The sequence below is a fragment of the Falsiroseomonas sp. genome (genome assembly GCF_051860665.1).
Taxonomy (GTDB): Bacteria; Pseudomonadota; Alphaproteobacteria; order Acetobacterales; family Acetobacteraceae; genus Falsiroseomonas.
On sequence record NZ_JBHYDM010000002.1, the window covers coordinates 315,983 to 337,023 of the forward strand.

Annotated in this window: 17 protein-coding genes; 10 read left to right on the forward strand and 7 right to left on the reverse strand. The window is 70.8% G+C overall.

Annotation, left to right across the window (positions count from 1 at the left end; translation table 11 throughout):
* Position 1 precedes the first annotated feature (1 nt).
* Together ACTIF1_RS03255 and ACTIF1_RS03260 are read right to left on the reverse strand one after the other, a co-directional pair.
* Positions 2-1,534: an ABC transporter substrate-binding protein gene (locus ACTIF1_RS03255; protein WP_439594931.1), complete on the reverse strand. Its 1,533-nt coding sequence runs from the start codon at positions 1,532-1,534 to the stop codon at positions 2-4.
* A gap of 75 nt (positions 1,535-1,609) precedes the next feature.
* Positions 1,610-3,184 carry an ABC transporter substrate-binding protein gene (locus ACTIF1_RS03260; RefSeq protein ID WP_439594932.1) on the reverse strand — a complete coding sequence of 525 codons (1,575 nt, stop codon included), beginning with the start codon at positions 3,182-3,184 and terminating at the stop codon, positions 1,610-1,612.
* Positions 3,185-3,288: 104 nt separating this feature from the next.
* Here ACTIF1_RS03260 and ACTIF1_RS03265 point away from each other — a divergent pair, with 104 nt between their 5' ends.
* Positions 3,289-4,722 (forward strand): amidase, encoded by a 1,434-nt coding sequence (locus ACTIF1_RS03265; protein ID WP_439594933.1) that lies wholly within the window; start codon positions 3,289-3,291, stop codon positions 4,720-4,722.
* Here ACTIF1_RS03265 and ACTIF1_RS03270 read toward each other — a convergent pair.
* Complete coding sequence (locus tag ACTIF1_RS03270) at positions 4,714-5,955, reverse strand: aminotransferase class III-fold pyridoxal phosphate-dependent enzyme (RefSeq protein ID WP_439594934.1); 1,242 nt, start codon at positions 5,953-5,955, stop codon at positions 4,714-4,716. The two genes, ACTIF1_RS03265 and ACTIF1_RS03270, sit on opposite strands and share 9 nt — an antisense overlap.
* 92 nt (positions 5,956-6,047) lie before the next feature.
* Here ACTIF1_RS03270 and ACTIF1_RS03275 point away from each other — a divergent pair, with 92 nt between their 5' ends.
* Positions 6,048-7,544, forward strand: a complete 1,497-nt coding sequence (locus ACTIF1_RS03275) for an ABC transporter substrate-binding protein (RefSeq protein ID WP_439594935.1) — start codon at positions 6,048-6,050, stop codon at positions 7,542-7,544.
* Between the two features lie 48 nt (positions 7,545-7,592).
* Here ACTIF1_RS03275 and ACTIF1_RS03280 read toward each other — a convergent pair whose 3' ends face one another.
* Together ACTIF1_RS03280 and ACTIF1_RS03285 are read right to left on the reverse strand one after the other, a co-directional pair.
* Positions 7,593-9,752 carry an alpha-ketoacid dehydrogenase subunit alpha/beta gene (locus tag ACTIF1_RS03280; protein WP_439594936.1) on the reverse strand — a complete coding sequence of 720 codons (2,160 nt, stop codon included), beginning with the start codon at positions 9,750-9,752 and terminating at the stop codon, positions 7,593-7,595.
* Complete coding sequence (locus ACTIF1_RS03285) at positions 9,749-10,474, reverse strand: GntR family transcriptional regulator (protein ID WP_439594937.1); 726 nt, start codon at positions 10,472-10,474, stop codon at positions 9,749-9,751. Before ACTIF1_RS03285 ends, ACTIF1_RS03280 begins: the two co-directional genes overlap by 4 nt.
* A 62-nt stretch (positions 10,475-10,536) precedes the next feature.
* Here ACTIF1_RS03285 and ACTIF1_RS03290 point away from each other — a divergent pair, with 62 nt between their 5' ends.
* The 8 genes from ACTIF1_RS03290 to ACTIF1_RS03325 all read left to right on the forward strand — a co-directional run bounded on the left by ACTIF1_RS03290 (position 10,537) and on the right by ACTIF1_RS03325 (position 17,050).
* A complete protein-coding gene (locus ACTIF1_RS03290; RefSeq protein ID WP_439594938.1) occupies positions 10,537-12,852 on the forward strand; it encodes a penicillin acylase family protein in 2,316 nt (771 codons plus the stop codon).
* 119 nt (positions 12,853-12,971) lie between these two features.
* Positions 12,972-13,385 (forward strand): CopG family transcriptional regulator, encoded by a 414-nt coding sequence (locus ACTIF1_RS03295; RefSeq protein WP_439594939.1) that lies wholly within the window; start codon positions 12,972-12,974, stop codon positions 13,383-13,385.
* A 17-nt stretch (positions 13,386-13,402) separates the two neighbouring features.
* Positions 13,403-14,539, forward strand: a complete 1,137-nt coding sequence (locus tag ACTIF1_RS03300) for an extracellular catalytic domain type 1 short-chain-length polyhydroxyalkanoate depolymerase (protein ID WP_439594940.1) — start codon at positions 13,403-13,405, stop codon at positions 14,537-14,539.
* Between the two features lie 77 nt (positions 14,540-14,616).
* Positions 14,617-14,952 (forward strand): hypothetical protein, encoded by a 336-nt coding sequence (locus ACTIF1_RS03305; RefSeq protein WP_439594941.1) that lies wholly within the window; start codon positions 14,617-14,619, stop codon positions 14,950-14,952.
* Between the two features lie 302 nt (positions 14,953-15,254).
* Positions 15,255-15,425 carry a hypothetical protein gene (locus tag ACTIF1_RS03310; protein ID WP_439594942.1) on the forward strand — a complete coding sequence of 57 codons (171 nt, stop codon included), beginning with the start codon at positions 15,255-15,257 and terminating at the stop codon, positions 15,423-15,425.
* 32 nt (positions 15,426-15,457) lie between these two features.
* Entirely contained in the window at positions 15,458-15,895 is a 438-nt protein-coding gene (locus ACTIF1_RS03315) for a DUF4345 domain-containing protein (protein ID WP_439594943.1), read from the forward strand.
* Between the two features lie 25 nt (positions 15,896-15,920).
* Positions 15,921-16,358: a globin family protein gene (locus ACTIF1_RS03320; RefSeq protein WP_439594944.1), complete on the forward strand. Its 438-nt coding sequence runs from the start codon at positions 15,921-15,923 to the stop codon at positions 16,356-16,358.
* A gap of 32 nt (positions 16,359-16,390) precedes the next feature.
* Positions 16,391-17,050, forward strand: a complete 660-nt coding sequence (locus ACTIF1_RS03325; RefSeq protein WP_439594945.1) for a DsbA family oxidoreductase — start codon at positions 16,391-16,393, stop codon at positions 17,048-17,050.
* Positions 17,051-17,115: 65 nt separating this feature from the next.
* Here ACTIF1_RS03325 and mfd read toward each other — a convergent pair whose 3' ends face one another.
* Together mfd and ACTIF1_RS03335 are read right to left on the reverse strand one after the other, a co-directional pair.
* Positions 17,116-20,739 (reverse strand): transcription-repair coupling factor, encoded by a 3,624-nt coding sequence (gene mfd / locus ACTIF1_RS03330; protein WP_439594946.1) that lies wholly within the window; start codon positions 20,737-20,739, stop codon positions 17,116-17,118.
* Positions 20,736-21,035 (reverse strand): succinate dehydrogenase assembly factor 2, encoded by a 300-nt coding sequence (locus ACTIF1_RS03335; protein ID WP_439594983.1) that lies wholly within the window; start codon positions 21,033-21,035, stop codon positions 20,736-20,738. The genes mfd and ACTIF1_RS03335 overlap by 4 nt, the downstream gene beginning before the upstream one ends.
* Positions 21,036-21,041: the final 6 nt, after the last annotated feature.

Below are 21,041 nucleotides of genomic sequence, written 5' to 3' on the forward strand. Positions count from 1 at the left end.
GTCACTTCCACTTCGCCAGGTAGAAGCGCGGCAGCTCGTCCGGGAAGGCCTTGAAGTCGAGCGTGCGCGCGAAGGCATAGGTATTGACGTAGGTGTGCAGCGGCACCCAGTAGGCCTGTTCCGTGATGCGCTTGATGGCGGCGGAATAGGCGGCGTTGCGCACCGCCTCATCGGCGGAGGAGCCGCCCTCCACCAGCAGGCGCTGCAGCTCCGGGTCGCGGGCGTAGTCGTCGTTCGTGTCGCCGAAGAAGTTGGGCAGGATGGCGGAGACGTCGTTGATGGAATAGCTGCCCCAGCTGCCCATCGACATCGCCAGCTCGCCACGCCAGGCGCGCTGGATCTGCGCCGCCACCTGCAGCAGGTTCAGGCGCGCGCGGATGCCGACGGCCTGCAGATAGCTCTGCACCGCCTCGGACCATTGGCGCGGCTGGACATAGCTGGTCAGCTCGATGTCGAAGCCGTTCGGATAGCCGGCCTCGGCCAGCAGCCGCTTCGCCTTGTCCGGGTTGTAGTCATACTGCACGGCGGCATCGGCATTGCAGCCGAACTGCGTCGGGTAGCAGGGGGCCACCGGCACGCGGGACCCGCCGGTGACCAGACGCTCCGCGATCGTCGTGCGGTCGATCGCGTGCCACACCGCCTGGCGCACCTTCAGGTTCTTCATCGGATTGTCGCCGCTGCGGCCCGCCGCATCCAGGCTGAGATAGCCGATGCGCATGGATTCCTGGCGCAGCGTCTGCAGGAAGGGAATGCGGTTGACGTTCGGCACCTGGTCCGGGTTCATGTTCCAGATCCAGTCCACGCGCTGCGCCAGCAACTCCGTCAGCTCCGTCGCCGCATCGGTCACGAAGCGCACATTCAGGCGGCGGATCGCCGGCCTGCCCTTCGGGCCGCCCTGGTAGTAATCGTCGAAGCGTTCGTATTCCACGCCGCTGGCCACATCGAACTTCGTGATCCGGTAGGGCCCGGCGCCGACCGGCGCGCGGCCGTAGCCCTCGGCGCCCACCCTTTCGCGATAGGCCTGCGGCCAGATCGGCGTGACCAGCGCCAGGTAGTCCAGCGCCGCCGGCGTCGGCCGCTTCAGATGGATGCGCAGCTTGAAGTCGCCATCCGCCTCCGCACGGTCGATCCAGGCATAGTTGCTGGGCGTCGCGACGCGGGTTTCCGGGTTGGAGACGGTGTTGAGCGTGTAGACCGCATCCTTCGCGGTGAAGGGGCTGCCGTCATGGAACTTCACGCCCTGGCGCAGCGTGAATTCCAGCAGCATCGGGCTCACCCAGCGCCATTCGGTCGCCATCGCCGGCACCACGCGGAAGGTCTCGGGGTCCCGATGCACCAGCCCGTCCCAGGCCTGGTGACCGAGGATCAGGCCGGTGCGCTGGCTGTTGAAATAGGCGTCGATATTGGGCACTGCGTCGCGGAACACCAGGCGCAGCGTGTCCTGCGCCTTCTGCGCCTGCGCCTCCTGGCCCAGCAGCGTGATTCCACCCGCCGCCGCGAGGCCCTTGCCGAGCGTCCTGCGTCCGATCGTCATTGTCTTGCTTCCCCGTTTGAACCCGGGGAAGCCTAGGAACCACGCGCCCCCGAAGGCAAGCGGAGACAGGTGGCGTCAGGCCTTTTCCACATTCCAGAAGATCGGGAAGGAGGATTCCATCAGGCCCCGCAGCGAGGTGCGATAGGCGGCGGGGATGGTGAACTGGCCCCACATGACCGAGGGCGTCAGCTCATAGGACAGCCGCTGGATCTCGGCCGTCAGGCGCTGCCGCGCGGCTGGCGTTTCCGCATTGGCGAAATCCTGCGTCAGGCGCGGAATGCGCTCGTCACAGGACCAGCCCGGATAGTCGGCGCAGGTATTGGCCACGTAGAAATGCGTCAGCGGCGTCAGCATGTCGACGCCGTTGGAATAGACGGCGAACATGCTCCAGCCCTCCCGCCGCGCACGGCGGGCGAGCACGGTGCCCCAATCCATCTGCTGCTCGTCCACCGTGAAGCCGGCCTCCTTCATGTTCTGCACCAGCACCGCCGCCGCGGTCTGGGAGATGGAGCCCGCCACCTGCAGGAAGACCACAGGCTGGCCGCGATAGGCGGTCTTCGCCAGCTCCGCCTTCGCCTCGGCGATGGAGAATTTCGCCGCCTCCGCCCCCGCATCGGTGCTGTAGGGCGCATCGCACATCCAGAAGCTGGCGCATTGCGGCGCGCGGAAGCGCGGCGGCACGCCGATGGCCTGCAGCACCGTGGCCTGGTCCACCAGCTTCCACAGCACGCGCCGCACCGCGGGATCGTCGAAGGGCGGCGCGGCATGGTTCAGCCGGAAGTTGCCCTGGAACTGGTGCAGCCCGCCGAGCGACAGCAGCCGGATGTCGCGCGAGCGTTCCAGGCGCGGGATCCAGTCGAAGGGCACGTATTGCTGGTAGTCGATCTCATTCGCCAGCAGCGCCGTGGCACCCGTCGCCTGGTCCGGCAATACGCGCAGCGACAGGCTGTCCACCTTCACCACCTTGCCGCCGGCAAGGAAGTCCGGCGCCTCCCGCCGCGGCACGTAGTCCGCGAATTTCTCCAGCACCATGTAGTTGCCGGGGCGGTACTGGTCCGGGCGGAAGCGGAAGGGGCCGGAGCCGATGATCTCCGTGATCCGCGCATCGCCCGGCGTGCGCGCCAGGCGCTCCGGCAGGATGAAGGGCACCGGCGCATTGGGCTTGCCCAGCACGTCCAGCACCAGCGGGAAGGGCCGCTTCAGCACCAGCTCGAAGCCCAGCGTGCCCTTGGTCGTCAGGCTTTCGTGCGCATCCCGCAGCATGCGCCCCAGCGCATCCTTCGGCATCCAGCGCTGCAGCGACAGCACCACATCGGTGGAGGTGACGGGCGAGCCGTCATGGAACTTCATCCCCGGCCGAAGGGTGAAGTTCCAGGTCAGCCGGTCGGCGGAGGTGGTGTGGCTTTCCACCATCTGCGGCTGGATGCGGCCCTGGCCATCCATCGCATAGAGCGTATCGAAGATGTGGAAGCCGAAGGTCCGCGTGATGGCCGCGGTCGTCATATAGGGGTCGAGGATCACCACCTCCGATTCCAGCACGAGGTTGAGCTGGCTGGCGGCGCGGGCGCCCGGCGGGCGGATGATGCCGGCGGCGGCGAGCGCGCTGCCTGCCGCCATCAGGCCCCGGCGGCCGATCAAGCTTTCGGACATGCCTCGATTTCCTCTTCCCCTGGCGGGGTTGGCCCCTCGCCGTTCGATATATCCTATGCCAGCATGACGCCCGGGACGCGGGATGCGCAAGAAGGAAACGGGCGATGGACGACACGGAACTGCGCTTCATGCCGGCAACGCGGGCCGCCGCGCTGATCCGCCGGCGCCAGCTTTCGCCGGTGGAGCTGACACGCGCGGTGCTGGCGGCGATCGACCGCGAACAGCCGCGGCTGAACTGCTTCGTCACCGTGCTGCACGACCAGGCGATGGCGGCGGCGCGGGCGGCGGAACAGGCGGTGATGGACGGCGCGCCGCTCGGCGCGCTGCATGGCGTGCCGCTGCATATCAAGGACCAGGTGGATACGGCGGATGTCCTGACCACGCATGGCTCCGCCATCTTCGCCAGCAATGTGCCGGTGCGGGACGATGCCACGGCGGCGCGGCTGAAGGCGGCGGGCGGCATCCTGGTCGGCAAGACGACCATGCCGGAATTCGGCCATAAGGGCCTGACGGACGGGCCCGCCTTCGGCACCACGCGCAATCCCTGGGACCTGTCGCGCACCACCGGCGGATCCTCCGGCGGCGCCGCGGCCGCGGTGGCCGCGGGGCTCGCGCCACTCGGCCTGGGCACGGATGGCGCGGGCTCCGTCCGTATCCCGGCCGCCTGCTGTGGCCTTGTGGGCCTGAAGGCGACGCTCGGCAGCGTGCCCTGGGAGGCCTCCGCCGACACTTTTGCGAACAACGTCTATGCCGGGCCGATGACGCGCACGGTCAGCGATGCGGCGGTGATGCTCTCCGTCATTGCCGGGCCGAGCGCGCGCGACGCGCAGAGCCTGCGCGGCCCGGGCCTCGCGCCGCTGCCGCCGGGGCTGATCGGCGGCGACCTAAACGGGCTGCGGGTCGGCTATATCGCGCGCGCCTGCAATGCCAAGGTGCAGGCGGAGATGGCGGCGAATACGCTGGCGAGCCTGGACGCGCTGGCCTTCCGTGGCGCCTTCGTCGAGGAGGTGACGGATGCCATCGACTGGATGGAGCTGCCCGGCCGCATCATGTACCAGGCCGGCTTCTTCGTCAGTTGCACGCCGCACCTGGCGCAATGGCACAACCAGATGGACCCGGTGCTGCTGGCCTTCATGGAGCGCGGATCGGGCTTCTCCCTGACCCAGTTCCGCGAGGCGCAATTCGCCCGCACGCGGCTGTTCCGCACCATCCAGGACCTGTTCGGCCGCTACGACGTGCTGGTGACGCCGACGCTGACGCGCACCGCCCTGCCCGCGGATTTCGATGCCGCCGATGGACAGATCGAGATCGAGGGCGAGCTCTGCGGCATCACCCGGCAGGGCTGGTCCAGCTACATGTACCCCTTCAACCTGACCGGGCACCCCGCGCTGACCATCCCCTCCGGCTTCGCGAAGGACGGCCTGCCGACGGCGGTGCAGCTGGTCGGCCCCTGGGGGGCGGACATGTCCCTGTTGCGCCTGGGCGCGATCCTGGAACAGGACCGCCCCTGGGCGCAGCACCGGCCACCTTCAGCCTGAGAGGCGCGCCACGGCGGCGAAGCCTTCCTCCGCCGCCTCCAGCCCGCGATCCACCGCGGCGGCGTCATGGGCGCAATTGAGAAACATGTTGTGGCGCGGGTGGAAATAGGCGCCGGCCGCGAGCGCCGCGGCGCAGAAGGCCTCGCCGAGGCGGAAATCGTCATCGCCCGCGAATTGCAGCAGCGGCATCTGCGGCGGGCCGGATTGCAGGATGCGCAGGCCATGCCGCGCCGCCCCCGTCGCCAGCCCGTCGCGCAGCCGCAGGCCCATCGCCTGCATCCGCGCCGGGCCATCGATGCGCGCCAACTCCTCCAGCGTCGCCAGCGCCGCCGCCATCGGCACCGCGCCGCACCAGAAGGAGCCGGTGGTGAAGACCTCCGTCGCCGCGCGGCGCAGCCATTCGGCGCCGGTCACCGCGGCCAGCGGATGGCCATTGGCGATCGCCTTGCTGTAGGCGGCGAGGTCCGGCCGCACGCCCACCGTCTCCCACGACCCGCCGAGATCCAGCCGGAAGCCGGCGCGCACATCGTCCAGGATCAGCGCCGCGCCGGTCTCGTCGCAGATGGCGCGCAGCGCGCGGGCAAAGGCCGGATCCGGCAGTTCCAGGGTGCGGGACATGTCGTGCCGGAAGGCGGTGACGAGGATGCCGGCCAGATCCCCCCGCGCCGCCTCCGCCGCCGCCCGCACCGAGTCCAGGTCGTTGTAGTCATAGGCCACGAGATGCGCGCGATCCTCCGCCGTGACGCCGGCGGTGGAGGGCGAGCACCAGGGCACCGCGCCGTGATAGGACCCGCGCGCCACCAGCACCTTGCGCCGGCGCGTCGCAGCGCGGGCGATGGTGACGCAGGCGGTGGTCGCATCCGTGCCGTTCTTCGCCAGCAGGCACCACGCGGCATGCGGGATGGTGGCGACCAGCCGCTCCGCCAGTTCCACCAGCACCGGCGCCGGGCCGTTCATGCAATCGCCCAGCTGCGCCTGGCGCCGCGCGGCTTCCTCCACCACCGGGTCGTGGTGGCCGAGCACAATGGGGCCCCAGGAGGACATGAAATCCACCACCTCCCGCCCATCCACGTCCCAGAGACGGCAGCCCTCGGCGCGGCTGAAATACTGCGGGTAGCCGGTGGGCAGGCGGGCCGCGTTCAGGTGGCCCCAGAGGCCGCCGGGGATCACCCGCGCCGCCCGCTCGCGCAGCACCGCGTCGCGGCTGAGATTGGTGGTGTGCGTATCAGGCATCCGGCGCTCCATCGGCTGAGGGCGGATATATCATATGGTGACAGGCCGCGAAAACGATTCAAGGATGCGTGGAGAGACACGGAGAAGATCGCATGCGACCACTCCTCGCCGCCCTTCTGGGGCTGACACTGGCCTGGCCCGCCAGCGCCCAAACCCTTCGCATCGGCATCGCCTCCGACCCCGATGTGCTGGACCCGACCCTGTCGCGCAGCGTCGCCGCGCGGCAGGTCTTCATGGCGATGTGCGACAAGCTCATCGAGGTGGATGAGCAGGGCGCGCTGGTGCCGCAGCTCGCCACCGCCTGGGAATGGCAGGAGGGCGGCCGCGCCCTGCTGCTGACGCTCCGCCCCGGCGTCACATTCCATGACGGCGTGGCGCTGGATGCGGCCGCCGCCGTGGCCGGGCTGAACCGCCACATTGCCGCCCAGGGTTCCACCCGACGCGGGGAGCTGGGGCCGGTGACGACGGTGGAGGAGGCCGGGCCGATGCAGATCCGCATCCGCCTGTCGGAGCCTTTCGCGCCGCTGCTGGCGGCGCTGTCCGATCGCGCCGGCATGCTGGTCTCGCCGCGCCAGGCGAATGTGCTGGGCGCCGATTTCCAGAAGGAACCCGCCTGCGCCGGCCCCTATCGCCTGACGCGCCGCGTGCCACAGGACCGCATCGAGCTGGAGCGTTTTCCGGGATACTGGAATGCCGGCGCGCTGCATTTCGACCGGGTCGTGTACCGGCCGATCCCGGATACCACCGTCCGCGCCGCCAATCTCCGTTCCGGCACGCTGGATGTGATCGAGCGGGTGAACCCCTCGGACGTCACCACGCTGCGGCGCGATGCGCGGGTGAAGCTGCTGGAGGGGCCGTCGCTGGCCTCCGTCTATATCGCCATCAACGTCGCCAATGGCGACCGCGCCCGGACGCCGCTCGGCCAGGATGCGCGGGTGCGGCAGGCGCTGGAGCTGGCGATCGACCGCACCGCACTGAACCAGGTGGCCTTCGAGGGGCTGTACCGCCCCGGCAACCAGTCCACCCCGCCCGGCCACCCGCACCATATCGCCGCCCTGCCCGTGCCGGGGCGCGACCTGGCCCGCGCCCGCGCGCTGCTGCGGGAGGCGGGGCATGAGCGGGTGCGGGTGAAATTCTCCGTCCCCAATACCACGGAATACACCCAGGCGGCGGAGGTGATCCAGGCGATGGCGGCGGAGGCCGGGATCGCGCTGGAGATCCAGGTGGTGGAGGTGGCGACGCTGCTGCGCGCCTGGACCGCCGGGGATTTCGAGGCGCTGATCATCGCCTGGTCCGGCCGCACCGATGTGGACGGCAATCTGTGGGGCTTCAACGCCTGCGGCGAGAGCCTGAATGGCGGGCGCTACTGCAGCGAACAGGCGGACGCCGCACTGCGCGAGGGCCGCACCAGCGTCGAGCCCGCGACGCGGCTGGCCGCCTATGGCCGCGCCATGGAAGTGCTGTTGCGCGACCGCCCCTATATCTACCTGTGGCACCCGCAGAGCTTCTTCGGCACCACCGCGGCGGTCAGCGGCCTGCGCCTGATCCCGGACGGCCTGATCCGGGTGCAGGGGCTGCGCGGCGGCTGAATCGGACGGGAGCCCTCTCCCCCTGTCAGGGGGAGAGGGTGCTTTTGGCTACCGCATCAGCCGCCGCAGCCCCTCCGCCACCTTCGCCGCATCCGCCAGCGCCGCCGCATTGAGTGGGCGGGAGACGACGGGCGCCGCCCGGCTGCCATGCACGCGGCCGATCTCCGCATCCAGCCAGTCGAAGCAGCGGCGCTGGATCTCATCCACCCAGCGCGCGCCGTGCGCCGTGCCATGCGCCGTCTGCTCCGCGATCAGCACGCGGTTGGTGCGCTTGATGCTCGCCTCGATGGCGGGCCAGTCCATGCCCTCGATATCCAGGCAGCGCAGGTCTAGGATCTCGGCATCGATGCCGGTCGCAGCCACCGCCGCCTCCGTCTCCGTCACCATGGCGCCGTAGGTCAGCACGGTGCAGGCCGTGCCGCTGCGAACGGTGCGCGCCTTGCCGAAGGGGATGATGTAGTCGAGGTCCTGCGGCACCGGCCCGCTGGTCTGGAACAGGCCCTGATGCTCGATCATCAGCACCGGATCCTCGCAGGCCAGCGCCGCATTCATCAGCCCCACGTAGTCATGCGGCGTGGAGGGATGCAGGATGCGCCAGCCGGGATAGGCGGCGAAGAGTCCGGAGGGGTCCATGGAATGCTGGGACCCGTAGCCCGCCGCCGGCGAGACGCGCGCGCGCACCACCAGCGGAATGCCGAAGCCGCCGCCGAACATATGCGCGAACTTGCCGATGCCGTTGAACATCTGGTCCGCCGCGACGATGGTGAAGTCGCCGAACATGATGTCCACCACCGGCCGCAACCCGCAGAGCGCGGCCCCCAGCGCCATGCCCGTGAAACCGTTCTCGCAGATCGGCGTGGCGAAGACGCGTTCGGGGAACTTCTCCATCACGCCGCGGGCGGAGCCGGAGACGCCGCCGCGCAGCCGGTGGATATCCTCGCCGATCAGCACGATGCGCGGGTCGCGTTCCATGTTGTGCAGCAGCGCGGCGGCGATGGCGTCGATGTACTTCGTCGGCTGCGCCGGCACGGAAGCATCGGCCTCCTGCACCCTGGCGCCGCGCAGTTCCGAAAGGTCGCCCCGGATGCCCTGCTCGATATCTACGACATCGGGCAGCAGGCCCGGCCGCAGCTGCGGGGCATTGGCGCCAGGCGGCGTTTCCACCAGCGCCTCCGCCGCCTGCTCCACCACCGCGCGCACCCGCGCCTCCAGCCGCGCCAGCCCTGCGGCATCCAGCACGCCCAGCCGCTCCAGCACCGGCGGCAGCGTGGTGACGGGATCGCGGGCGCGCCAGAACTCCTCCTCCGCCTTGTCGCGATAGCCGAACTGGCTGCCGAGCATCGGGCCGGACTGGTGCAGGAAGCGGTAGCAGATCGCCTCCACGAAGACGGGGCCGCCGGTCTCCGCGATCTGCGCGCGCGCCCATTGCATGGCGCGCCGCACCGCCAGCACATCCATGCCGTCGCATTCGATGGACGGCACGCCGAACATGGCGCCGCGCGTGGTCAGCCGCGTCTCCCGCGTCTGCTCGCCGACATGGGTGGAGACGGCGTAGAAATTGTTCTCCAGGAAGAAGACCACCGGCAGCCGGTACAGCGCGGCCAGGTTGATCGCCTCCAGCGTCTGGCCGGCCATCAGCGTGCCGTCGCCGAAGAAGGCGACCGAGACATGGTCCCGCCCCAGCACCTTGTCGGCCAGGCCGTAGCCCACCGCATGCGGCACATTGCCGCCGATGATGGCGGAGGAGCCGACCACGCCGGCCTCCGCGATCCGCATATGCATGGAGCCACCGCGGCCGCCATTATAGCCCTGCGCCAGGCCCATGATCTCCGCCATGGTCCGCTGCACATGGGCGCGCGCTTCCCCCGGCACCTCATCGCGCCGCGGGTCGTAGCCCTCGGGCGTCGCGGCGTTCAGCAGCTTGGCCAGGATCTGGTGATGCGCGCGATGCGTGCCGTTGATCTTGTCCTGCGTGCCGAGCACCGACAGCGCGCCCACCGCGCCGCCCTCCTGCCCGATCGAGGCATGGGCCGGGCCATGGATCAGCCCGGCGCCGTGCAGGTCGAGGATCTTCTCCTCGAAGCGGCGGATCAGCAGCAGCTGCTCCATCCAGCGGGCGAGGTCGGCGGGGTCCTCCGCCGCCCAGTCGGCTTCCTCGACCTCCAGGCGGAACCAGGGGGTCTCGGTGGCGATGGGGCTGAGCTTCACGCGGCGTTTCCCTTGCCCTTCGCGGCCTGTTCCATCGCCGCGAGGTGGCGCAGCAGGCCGGCGCCGCCCTCCTCCATATCCGCCTGCACCGCCGCCCGCGTGGCCGCCGCGTCCCGCGCGCGCAGCCCGTCCAGGATGTCCAGGTGGCGATGGCGGCCCGGATAGGTCGGGCGGGCGTCGGGGTAGAGGTAGGTCAGCATCGGGCCATTGCGCAGCCAGATGCCCTCGATCACCGCCAGCAGTTCCGGCATGGCGGCGGCGCGATACAGACCGTGGTGGAAGCGCCAATTGGCGCGGATGGCGGGCGCCGCCTCCCCCGCCGCCTCGGCGCGGACCAGCTCGGCATGGCTGCGCTCCAAGGCGCGGATCGCGGCGGGCGTGATATGGCGTGCGGCCGTCTCGGCGGCCAGGCCTTCCAGCGCGGCGCGCACCAGGCGCAGCTCCTGGTATTGCGCCAGCGTGAGGCCGGCGACGGTGATCGCCTTGGCCTGTTCCATCCGCAGCGCGCGTTCGCGCACCAGCTGCATCACCGCCTCCCGCACCGGAGTTTCGGAGGTGCCGAGCTGCTGCGCCAATTCGCGGATCTTCAGCCGCTGGCCGGGCCGCATGCGGCCTTCCATCAGCGCATTGCGCAATTCGCCATAGACGCGACCGGTGAGGTTCTCCCGCCCCACGGGGGACAGGAAGGCGATGTCGTCGGGGTTAGGGGCGCTTGCGCTCATCGCTCCATCGTATTTGATATATCCACCCCGCGGCAATCCCGACCGCGCAGGAGGGACCGCCGATGCCGCCCGCCCCCGGATATGAGGCCCTGCGCGCCGCCCTGCCGCCGCTGGATGGCACGCTGCCCCTGCCCGGGCTGCGCCAGCCCGCCACGGTGCTGCGCGACCGCTGGGGCATCCCGCATATCCGCACCGAAGGCGGCGCCGAGGATGCCTTCCGCGCCCAGGGCTTCGTGCATGCACAGGACCGGCTGTTCCAGATGGAGCTGAACCGCCGCCGCGCGCTGGGCCGCAGCGCCGAATGGCTGGGCGCCCCGGCGGCGGAGGGCGATATCCTGGCCCGCCGCCTGGGGGTTGAGGCGGCCAGCCGGCGCGACTTCGCGGCCCTGGGGGCGGAGGCGCGGGCGATGCTGGAGGCCTATGCGGCCGGCGTGAACGCCTTCCTCGACTCCGGCGCGCCGCGGCCCATCGAATACACGCTGCTGGAGGCGGTGCCGGAACGCTGGGAGGGCTGGCACGCCATCGCCGTGATGCGGCGCCTCGGCCTGCTGATGGGCTCCGTCTGGTTCAAGCTGTGGCGCGCCGCGGCGCTGCCGCTGCTGGGCGCGAATCAGACGGCGAAGCTGCGCTACGATGATGGCGGCCAGGACCTGCTGACGATGCCGCCGGGGGCGGAGGCGAAGCGCCTGGCGGCGGACCTGGCCGCGCTGCGCCCGGCGATCGAGGCACTGCTCGGCGGCGCGCCGCCGGATGCGACGGGCGGCGGCAGCAACAACTGGGCGGTGGCCCCGGCGCAATCCGCCACCGGCCGCCCGGTGGTGGCCGGCGACCCGCACCGCGTCTTCGAGATCCCCAATATGTATGCGCAGGGGCACCTGGCTTGTTCCGAGTTCGACGTGGTCGGGCTGACCGTGCCCGGCGTGCCGGGCTTTCCGCATTTCGCCCATAACGGCCAGGTCGCCTGGTGCGTCACCCATGCCTTCGTCGATATCCATGATGTCTTTGTCGAGCGCTTCGATGCCGGCGCGGCAAGCGTGCTCGGCCCGGATGGCTGGGTCCCGGTGCAGCGGCGGCAGGAGAGCATCGCCATCCGCGGCGGCGCGGCACGTGCGTTCGAGGTGGTGGAAACACGCCACGGCCCGGTGATCGCCGGCGACCCGGGCAGCGGCGCCGCCCTGTCCCTGCGCTCCGTCCAATTCGCCGAAACGGACCTGTCCTTCGACTGCCTGCCGCGCATGCTGCGCGCGGGTTCCGTGGCGGCGCTGTTCGAGGCGACGCGCGGCTGGGGGCTGATCGACCACAATCTGGTGGCCGGCGACACCAGCGGGCATATCGGCCACCAGATCCGCGCCCTGGTGCCGCGCCGCCCGCGCGCCAATGGCTGGCTGCCGGTGCCCGGCTGGCGGGCCGAGGCGGATTGGCAGGGCATGATCGCGCATGAGGCCATGCCCCGCGTGATGGATCCGCCGGAGGGGCTGATCGTCACCGCCAATAACCGCGTCGTGGCGGATGACGGGCCGGACTATCTCTGCACCGATTGCCACCCGCCCTACCGCGCCCAGCGCGTGCTGGACCGGCTGCGGGCGGCGCCGGAAGCCCGCAGCGTGGAAGGGGCGGCCAGCCTGCAGGGCGACACGCTGTCGCTGAACGCGCTGCTGTTCCGCGCGAAGCTCGCTGGCCTGCCCGCCCCCGCGGAGCCGGAGGCCGCCGCGCTGCGCCAGCGCCTGCTGGACTGGGACGGGCGCATGGCGGCGGATTCCAGCGCCCCCGCCGCCTATGTCGCCTTCCGCCGGGCGCTGACCGCGATCCTGGCGGAGCGCAGCGGCCTTGGCGCGCTGGCCGGGCACGAGGCGCTGTCCGTCAGCCCCGGCGTGCCGCCCATCAACCAGCTGTGGTGGACCCTGCCGACCCTGCTGCGGGAGGATGATGCCAGCCTGCTGGACGGCATGAGCTGGCCCGAGGCCCTGGCCGAGGCGCTGCGCCGCACGGCGCCGGAGGCGGCCGGCGCACGCCCCTGGGGCGAGGTGCATCGCCCGCGCCTGACCCACCCGCTGTCGCCCCTCTTCCCGGATTGGGCGACGCTGCTGGACCCGCCCTCCCTGCCGATCGGCGGCGACATGGACACGGTGCTGGCCACCGGCTTCTTCGCCGCCGGCGGCAATGCCGCAGGCTATGGCGCCCTGGCGCGCTACGCCTTCGATGTCGGCGCCTGGGAGAACAGCCGCTGGTCCGTGTTCCACGGCTCCTCCGGCCATCCCGGCAGCCCGCATTACGCGGATCAGCACCCGGTCTGGGCCGGCACGGCGATGGTGCCGATGCTCCATGGCTGGGCGGGCATCCAGGCGCAGGCGGAGTGGAGCCAGGTGCTGGCGCCCTAGGCCGGCCCGCCGCAGCGGCATCACAGCCGCCCGGATGCCGCGCCCGTGACAGCTTCACCGTCTTGTTCGGGACCCACTCACCCTCCATCTACCATCCACCTGGATGGCGGATGGATGGCATGAGCGAGGCGGTGCGGGCGCGGGCGACGGGGGAGTCGGAGAAGATCACCATCAACCTCGGCTATGTCGACCTCGGCCATATCGACCTGCTGGTGCAGGACGGCTTCTATTCCAATCGCACCGACTTCATCCGCACCGCCATCCGCAACCAGGTGGAACGCCATGCGGAGGCCGCGCGCAGCGCCGTGCGGCGCCGCAGCCTGGATCTCGGCCTGCGCCATTTCACCCGGGCCGATCTGGAGGCCGCGCGGGCCGAGGGGCGGATGATCGAGATCCGCGTGCTCGGCCTGGCCAGCATCGCGCCGGATGTCACCCCGGAGCTGGCCCGCGCCAGCATCGCCCATGTCTCCGTCCTCGGCGTGTTGCAGGCGAGCGCCGCGGTCCGTGCCGCCCTCGCCGACCGCACCGCCTGACCCGAAAGATCCCGCCCATGTTCCGTATCACCCCATCCGGCCTCCCGCCCGGCCTCGCCGAGGCCGCGCGGCTGACCCGCCAGGGCCGCCTGAGCGAAGCCACCGCCCTGCTGCAGCGCAGCCTGGCGGGAGGCGGGAAGGAGGCGCCGCCCGCCCGCCCCGCGCCCGCCGCGGACCGCCCTGCCCCGCCCGGCCGGATCTTCGAGGTGGACCCCGAGACCGGCGCCGCCGCGCCGCCCGGCCGTGCCGGGCGCCCAGGCGGCTTCCAGGCTCCGGGCCGCCCGCGCCCGGCGCCGCCGCCCATGCCGGCCGGCGCGCGCTTCCTGCGCGGCGGCTTCAGCGCCGCGGCCGGGGAGCGGGGCTGGCGGCTGTACATTCCGGCCAGCCTTCCGGCCGGGCCGGTGCCGCTGCTGGTCATGCTGCATGGCTGCACCCAGACGCCGGAGGACTTCGCCACCGGCACGCGGATGAATGCGCTGGCCGAGGCCGCGCCGCGCCTCGTGCTCTATCCCGAGCAATCGGGCGCGGCCAATGCGCAGCGCTGCTGGAACTGGTTCAAGCCGGCCGACCAGCGACGGGACCACGGCGAGCCGGGCCTCATCGCCGGCATGGTGCGGCAGGTGATGCGCGGGCATGCGGTGGATCCGCGGCGGGTGCATGTCGCCGGCCTCTCCGCCGGCGGGGCGGCCGCGGCGATCATGGGGGAGAGCTACCCGGAGCTGTTTGCCGCGGTCGGCGTGCATTCCGGCCTCGCCTGTGGCGCGGCGCGGGATGTGCCCTCCGCCTTCGCGGCCATGCGCCAGGGCGGCAGCCCTGCCGCCGCCGCCGGGCCAGGGCGGCCGACGATCGTCTTCCATGCCGACCAGGACCAGACCGTGCATCCGGTGAATGGCGACCAGGTGATGGCACGCGCCGGCGCCGCCGGGCTGCGCGCCGAGTCCCTGCGCGGCGCGGTGCCGGGCGGCCATGGCTTCACCCGGACCTGCCATCGCGACGGCGCCGGGCAGGTGCTGCTGGAGCAGTGGCTGGTGCATGGCGGCGGCCATGCCTGGTCGGGCGGCGACCCGGCGGGCAGCTATACCGATCCGCGCGGCCCCGATGCCTCCCGCGCCATGCTGGATTTTTTCGACCGGCACAGCCTGCCACCCGGCTGATCCAGCAGGCTCTTTGGAACAAAACCAGAATATGATACGCTGCGAGTCCTTCATGGGTGCCGGAGAGGTTCAAGATCATGGCTGCACGCAAGCAGCGACCGGTGCGGCCGGTCGATGCCGCGATTACCCGGCTGCTGGCGCTCGCCGGCAAGGGCGTCGCCCCCGGCCGCATGGCGCGGGAGGTCGCGCTGATCGCCGGCGAGTGGCGCGCGGCGCCGGAGGCGGATGCGCTGGAGATCCGGGAAAGGCTGGATGAGCTGCACGAGCAGCTGACCGCCGGCGTGGGCCATGCCGAGGAGCAGGTCGCGGATCTCGACGCCAGCGAGCCCGCGGCGGTGAAGCAGGCCGGCGCCATGCTGGCCGCGCTGGTCGCGACGCGGGATGCGACGACGCAGGCGCTGGGCGAGCTTTAGCCGCCGTGGCGCGCCGTCGATTCACGCGAATGTGAAACGAGTCGGGCACGCCTTCGGACCTTCTCGCAGCATGCCAATTCGGCGCATGGACCGTTGCGAATCCCGCAAGGCTGGATTCGGTACGATTTCGTTAATATCTCCCGCGCCGCCCGCATGGCCCAAGATGGCGGATTGCCTACGATTCACGCTGGGCGACGCAACTCCGATCGTTACGAGATGGCGCCGGGCGTCGCGCGCGAGTCCTCGATCCGCCGTCGCAACCTTGAGTAGACGCCGCCGCGGCGCGGGCCTAGGTTCCGCCCATGCAGCCGACCCCCTTGCAGATCCGCCGTAAGCGCCTGATCCGCACCGCAGCCCTGGCGGCGGCGGTCTTTGGCCTGGTGGCGCTGGCGCTCGGTCTTGGCGACGTGGTCAGCGCGGCGCTTGACCCGCCTTCGCAGGTCAAGCCCTACGATCCGCTGCTGCGCTGGTAGCCACCGCCGCGACCCCGCCCGGACTATTGGCAATGCGCCTCGCCGTGGCGCTGGGCGGCTGCGTGCCGGTCGGCGCCGGCCTGGGCGGGGTTTTGCTGGGGCCAGGCTTTGTAGAGGCGGGCTTTGTGGGGGCGGGCAACCTGCCCGGCGCGGCGGATGCGGCCGCGGATAGCCACTTCCGCTACCTTTCCGGCCTGCTGCTCGGAATCGGGCTGGGCTTCTGGAGCACCATCCCCGCCTTGCCCCACCGCACGGCGCGCTTCCGCCTGCTGACCGCGATCGTGGTGCTGGGCGGGCTCGGGCGGGCGGCGGCCCTGCCGCTGCAGGGCTGGCCCGGCTGGCCGATGGCCGCGGCGCTGATGATGGAGCTGGGGGTGACCCCGCTGCTCTGCCTGTTTCAGGCGCGTTTCGCTGCATCGCAGCAGGACCGAAATCCGGAGATATCCGGCGGCAACAAGACCCTGGGATAGCTGCGCCCGCAACCGGAGCAGTTCCATGACACCCCGACAGATCGACCATATCGAACGCAGCTTCCGCCTCGTCGCCCCGCAGGCCGAGGCCGCGGCGGCCGGCTTCTACGCGCGCCTTTTCGAGCTGGACCCCAGCCTGCGGCCGCTGTTCCGGAATACGGATATCGTGGCCCAGGGCCGCAAGCTGATGCAGGCGCTGGGCTTCGTCGTCGCCAATCTGAAGGTGCCCGACCAGCTGCTGCCCGTGGTGGCGGCGATGGGCGCCCGCCATGCCGGCTACGGCGTGCAGGAGGCGCATTACGCGACCGTCGGCCGCGCCCTGATCGAGACGCTGGAGGGCGCGCTGGGCGCGGGCTTCACCGCGGAGGTGCGGGAGGCCTGGACCACGGCCTATGGCCTGCTGGCGGAAGTGATGATGACGGCCGCCCGCCCCTCCGGCCCGCCCCTGCACGCGGCCGCCTGACTCCCGCCCCCGGGCGGTGCTATCATCCGCCCGTGAACATCCTCGCCCCACCGCGCGCCCGCCTGCAGATCGAGGTCGTCTACGACCTCGTCTGTCCCTGGTGTTTCCTCGGCACGCGCCGGCTGCGGCGGACGCTGCGGGCGCGGCCGGATATCGCCGCGGATATCGCCTGGCGGCCCTTCCTGCTGAACCCGGATATCGCGCCCGGCGGCGTGCCGCGGCAGGACTACGTGATCCGCAAATTCGGCGGCGAGGACCGGGCCCGCCGGCTGCATGCCACGATTGCGGAGCTCGGCCGCGGCGAGGGCCTGGGCTTCCAGTTCGACCGCATCCGCCGCATCCCGCCCTCCCTCGATGCGCATCGCCTGGTAAGGCTGGCGGACCGGCACGGGGTCGCGGCGGATGCCGTGGATGCGCTGTTCCAGGCCTATTTCTGCGAGGGCCAGGATATCGGGGGGCTGGCGGTGCTGGTCGGCATCGCCGCCAGCCTCGGCATGGATCCCGCCGCCACCCGCCGGCTGCTCTCCGGCACGGCGGAGTCGGAGGCGGTGCATGCGGACAATCTCCGCGCCCATCGCCTCGGCATCAATGGCGTGCCCTGCTTCGTGGTGCAGGGGCGGCATGCCATCGCGGGCGCCCAGGAGCCGGAGGTGATCGAGCGGCTGCTGGACGTGGCGGTGGTGGAGGGCTGAGGCCTAGCTGAAGTCTTTGCGCATTTTCCGAGTCGCCTTGCGAAGCCTCAAGGCTTGAAAATGCTTTACCGCTTCCACCGCCCCGGAAAGGGAATCGGCTTGGTCGAGGCGCCCTTCGGCGCCGGTGGCACATTGCCGGCGCGGAAGACGGTCTTCTTGAAGGCGGGCGCGCCCTTGGCGGCGGGCTTGGCGGGCGGCGGGGCCTGCGGCTTCGGCGGCGGGTTCGCAGCCTTGGGCACCCTTCCCTGCGCCACCTCGGCCAGGGTGCCCAGCAATTCCCGCGCGGTGCGGATGCGGGATTCGTAGGGCATCTCCTGCGCCCAGGCGAGCTTCTGGTCCGGCCGCAGCTTGGCAAAGCCCTGCTGCTGGGTGGCCCATTCGATCAGCCCGGGCGGATTCGGGAAGCGGTTGCCCCGGAACGCCAGCACGATGCCCTTGGGCCCGACATCCAGCTTCTCCACCCCCACCTGGCGGCAAAGCGCCTTCAGCCAGACCACCTGCAGCAGCGTCTCCGCCTCCGCCGGCAGCTTGCCGAAGCGGTCGGCGAGCTCCGCCGCCATGGCCTCGATCTCCGCCTCGCTCTGCAGGGATCCGATGCGGCGATAGAGGCCGAGGCGGACGGGCAGGTCGCGCACATAGGCCTCGGGCAGCATCACCGGCAGGCCGAGGTTGATCTGCGGCGTCCAGTCCCGATCCTCCCGCGCCTCCTCGTCCCGCGCGCCGGACTTCAGGTTCTGGACCGCATCCTCCAGCATCTGCTGGTAGAGCTCGATGCCCACCTCGCGGATATGGCCGGACTGCTCGTCGCCCAGCAGGTTGCCGGCGCCGCGGATATCGAGGTCGTGGCTGGCCAGCGTGAAGCCGGCGCCGAGATTGTCCAGCGTCTGCATCACCTCCAGCCGCTTCTCGGCGGCCGCGGAAAGCCGGTGCGTCTGCGGCCAGGTGAGATAGGCATAGCCGCGCAGCTTGCCGCGCCCGACGCGCCCGCGCAGCTGATAGAGGCCGGCGAGCCCGAACATGTCCGCGCGGTGGATGATCAGCGTGTTCACCGCCGGCATGTCGAGGCCGCTTTCCACGATATTGGTGGACAGCAGGATGTCGTATTTCTGGTCGCCGAACTCGGTCATCACCCGTTCGAGCTCGGTCGGCGCCAGCCGCCCATGCGCCTCCACGATGCGCGCCTCGGGAACGATTTCCGTCAGCCGCTCCCGCAGCCGCGGCAGATCCTCCAGCCGCGGGCAGACACAGAAGACCTGGCCGCCGCGGAACCGCTCACGCAGGATCGCCTCGCGGATCACGACGCTGTCCCAGGGCGTGATGAAGGTGCGGACGGCCAGCCGATCGACCGGCGGCGTCGCGATCACGCTCATCTCCCGCACGCCGGTCAGCGCCAGTTGCAGGGTGCGCGGAATGGGCGTGGCGGTCAGCGTCAGCACATGCACATCGGCCTTGAACTGCTTCAGGCGTTCCTTGTGGGCGACGCCGAAGTGCTGTTCCTCATCGACGATGACGAGGCCGAGGTCCGCGAATTCGATCGACTTCGCCAGCAGCGCATGGGTGCCGACGACGATATTGATGCTGCCGTCCTTCACCCCATCGCGCACCGCCTGCGCGTCCTTCGCATTCACCATGCGCGACAGCTGCGCGACCTTGATCGGGAGCCCCTCGAAGCGCGTCGAGAAGATGCGGAAATGCTGGCGCGCCAGCAGCGTGGTCGGCACCACGACGGCCACCTGGTTGCCGGACATGGCCACCGCGAAGGCGGCGCGCAGCGCCACCTCCGTCTTGCCGAAGCCGACATCGCCGCAGATCAGGCGATCCATCGGCCGGCCGGCGGCCAGATCCTCCAGCACATCGGCGATCGCGCGCTGCTGGTCCTCCGTCTCGGCGAAGGGGAAGCGCGCGCAGAACTCGTCCCAGGCGCCTTCGGGCGGGATGGCGGCGGGGGCGTCGCGGGTCTGGCGTTCGGCGGCGATGCGGATCAGCGCCGCCGCCATTTCCTGGATGCGATTCTTCGCCTTGGCTTTTCGGGCCTGCCAGGTGGAACCGCCCAGCTTGTCCAAGGCAACGCCGGCGGCATCGGAGCCGAAGCGAGAGAGGACTTCGATGTTCTCGACGGGCAGGAAAAGCTTGTCGCCGCCGTCATAGATCAGCCGCAGGCATTCATGCGGCGCCTCGCTGATACGGATCGTCTCCAGCCCGTCATAGCGGCCGATGCCGTGGTCCTGGTGCACCACCAGGTCGCCCTGCGCGATCTCTGTCGCATCGGCGATGAACTGGTCGGCGCGCTTGCGACGGCGCGGCGGGCGGGCGATGCGCTCGCCCAGCAGGTCCTGCTCGCAGACCAGCGCCAGGCCGTCGCTGTGCTTGTCGGAGGGTGCGACGAAGCCACGCTCGATGCCGACGATGGCCAGCGCCACCGTGCCGAGCTTCAGCTTCTGGACATCGAGGAAATGCTCGACCGGCTCGGCGGGGACATTGTTCTCGCGCAGCAGATTGCCGAGCCGCTCGCGCGAGCCCCGCGTCCAGGCCGCCAGCACCGGCCGCAGGTTGCGCTTGGCCAGCGCCGCCGCGTGTTCGCCGTAGGCCTGGAAAACGTTGCGGCCCTCGGCGCGGACATCGTTGAACATGCGGCCGAGCCGCCCGCCGGCGTCGATGCCCGGCGCATGGTCCGGCTGGTCGAAGGGCGAGAAGGCGAAGACCCGCGCCTCCTCCAGCATCTCGATCCAGCCGTCATGGTCGATATAGAGGCGGTCCGGCGGGGCGGGGCGATAGGGCACCTCCCCCTCCCGCGCCGGCATGCGCCGCGCCTCGTAATGGTCCACCACCATTTCCAGACGGGCCGCCAGCGCATCCTCCGTCTGGTGGTCGAGGGAGACGGAGACCCCCTCCCCCATATGGTCGATCAGCGTTTCCATGTGGTCATGGAACAGCCCGGCCCAGTGCTCCATGCCCGGATGCCGCCGGCCGGCGGAGACGCTGACGTAGAGGGGATCCTCGCCCGCCGCGGCGCCGAACAGCTCGCGGTAGCCGGAGCGGAAGCGGCTGATCGAGGCTGGGTCGAGAAACACTTCCCCCACCGGCCGCAGCGTCAGCCCATCGACCTTCTCGCCACGCCTTTGGCTCGCGGTGTCGAACCGGGACAGATCGTCGATCTCGTCGCCAAAGAAATCGAGGCGGACGGGCTCGCTCTGGCCGGACGGAAAAAGATCCACGATGCCGCCGCGCACCGCATATTCGCCATGCTCCATGACGGAGCCGGTGCGGTGGTAGCCATTGGCTTCCAGGAACTCGGTCAGCTTCTCCGGCTTCACCCGGCCGCCGCGCTTCAGCGCCAGGGTGGCGCCCTGGAAGGCGGCGCGGGGCGGCACCTTCTGGACCAGGGCGTTGATGGTGGTCAGCAGGATGCGCGGCGCCTGGGGGGGCTCGGCCAGCCGGGTCAGCGTCGCGACGCGTTCCGAGACGATCTCGGGGTTGGGGGAGACGCGGTCATAGGGCAGGCAGTCCCAGGCCGGGAAGCGCAGCACCTCCACATGCGGGGCGAAGAAGGCCAGCGCCTCCGCCATCCGTGCCATGCGGGCATCGTCGCGGCAGACATGCAGCACGGGGCCGGTGGATTCGGCGCGGCGGCGGGCCAGCAGCAGCGCATCAAAACCTTCGGGCGCGCCGTGGACGGTCAGGATGTTCATCGCAGGTGCGGCGGCAGCCCGGCGCCGGATTCATTGCACTCGACCAGCATGCGGGCCAGCAGCGGGCCCGCCACCTCGGCCGGGATGGGCCGGCGCTGCATCAGCCAGTCGGCCAGGTCCACATCCGGCAGTTCCAGGATCTGTTCCAGCTCGTCCAGCTCCGCTTCCGTGAAGGTCGCGATGTGGCGCGCGACGAAGGCGCCGACCATCAGGTCGGTCTCCTTGGTGCCACGGTGCCAGGCCCGGAAATTCAGGCGACGGCGGCGGGGGGAAAGGTCGGGGGCGGGATCGGTCAGCTTGAG

Excerpts from the sequence above, each read along its gene's own strand:
- ACTIF1_RS03290 (WP_439594938.1), top strand. The coding sequence starts at position 10,537 with ATGCCGCCCGCCCCCGGATATGAGGCCCTGCGCGCCGCCCTGCCGCCG.
- ACTIF1_RS03255 (WP_439594931.1), bottom strand. The coding sequence starts at position 1,534 with ATGACGATCGGACGCAGGACGCTCGGCAAGGGCCTCGCGGCGGCGGGT.
- ACTIF1_RS03320 (WP_439594944.1), top strand. The coding sequence starts at position 15,921 with ATGACACCCCGACAGATCGACCATATCGAACGCAGCTTCCGCCTCGTC.
- ACTIF1_RS03295 (WP_439594939.1), top strand. The coding sequence starts at position 12,972 with ATGAGCGAGGCGGTGCGGGCGCGGGCGACGGGGGAGTCGGAGAAGATC.
- ACTIF1_RS03300 (WP_439594940.1), top strand. The coding sequence starts at position 13,403 with ATGTTCCGTATCACCCCATCCGGCCTCCCGCCCGGCCTCGCCGAGGCC.
- ACTIF1_RS03315 (WP_439594943.1), top strand. The coding sequence starts at position 15,458 with ATGCGCCTCGCCGTGGCGCTGGGCGGCTGCGTGCCGGTCGGCGCCGGC.
- ACTIF1_RS03310 (WP_439594942.1), top strand. The coding sequence starts at position 15,255 with ATGCAGCCGACCCCCTTGCAGATCCGCCGTAAGCGCCTGATCCGCACC.
- ACTIF1_RS03305 (WP_439594941.1), top strand. The coding sequence starts at position 14,617 with ATGGCTGCACGCAAGCAGCGACCGGTGCGGCCGGTCGATGCCGCGATT.
- mfd (WP_439594946.1), bottom strand. The coding sequence starts at position 20,739 with ATGAACATCCTGACCGTCCACGGCGCGCCCGAAGGTTTTGATGCGCTG.
- ACTIF1_RS03265 (WP_439594933.1), top strand. The coding sequence starts at position 3,289 with ATGGACGACACGGAACTGCGCTTCATGCCGGCAACGCGGGCCGCCGCG.
- ACTIF1_RS03285 (WP_439594937.1), bottom strand. The coding sequence starts at position 10,474 with ATGAGCGCAAGCGCCCCTAACCCCGACGACATCGCCTTCCTGTCCCCC.
- ACTIF1_RS03270 (WP_439594934.1), bottom strand. The coding sequence starts at position 5,955 with ATGCCTGATACGCACACCACCAATCTCAGCCGCGACGCGGTGCTGCGC.
- ACTIF1_RS03260 (WP_439594932.1), bottom strand. The coding sequence starts at position 3,184 with ATGTCCGAAAGCTTGATCGGCCGCCGGGGCCTGATGGCGGCAGGCAGC.
- ACTIF1_RS03275 (WP_439594935.1), top strand. The coding sequence starts at position 6,048 with ATGCGACCACTCCTCGCCGCCCTTCTGGGGCTGACACTGGCCTGGCCC.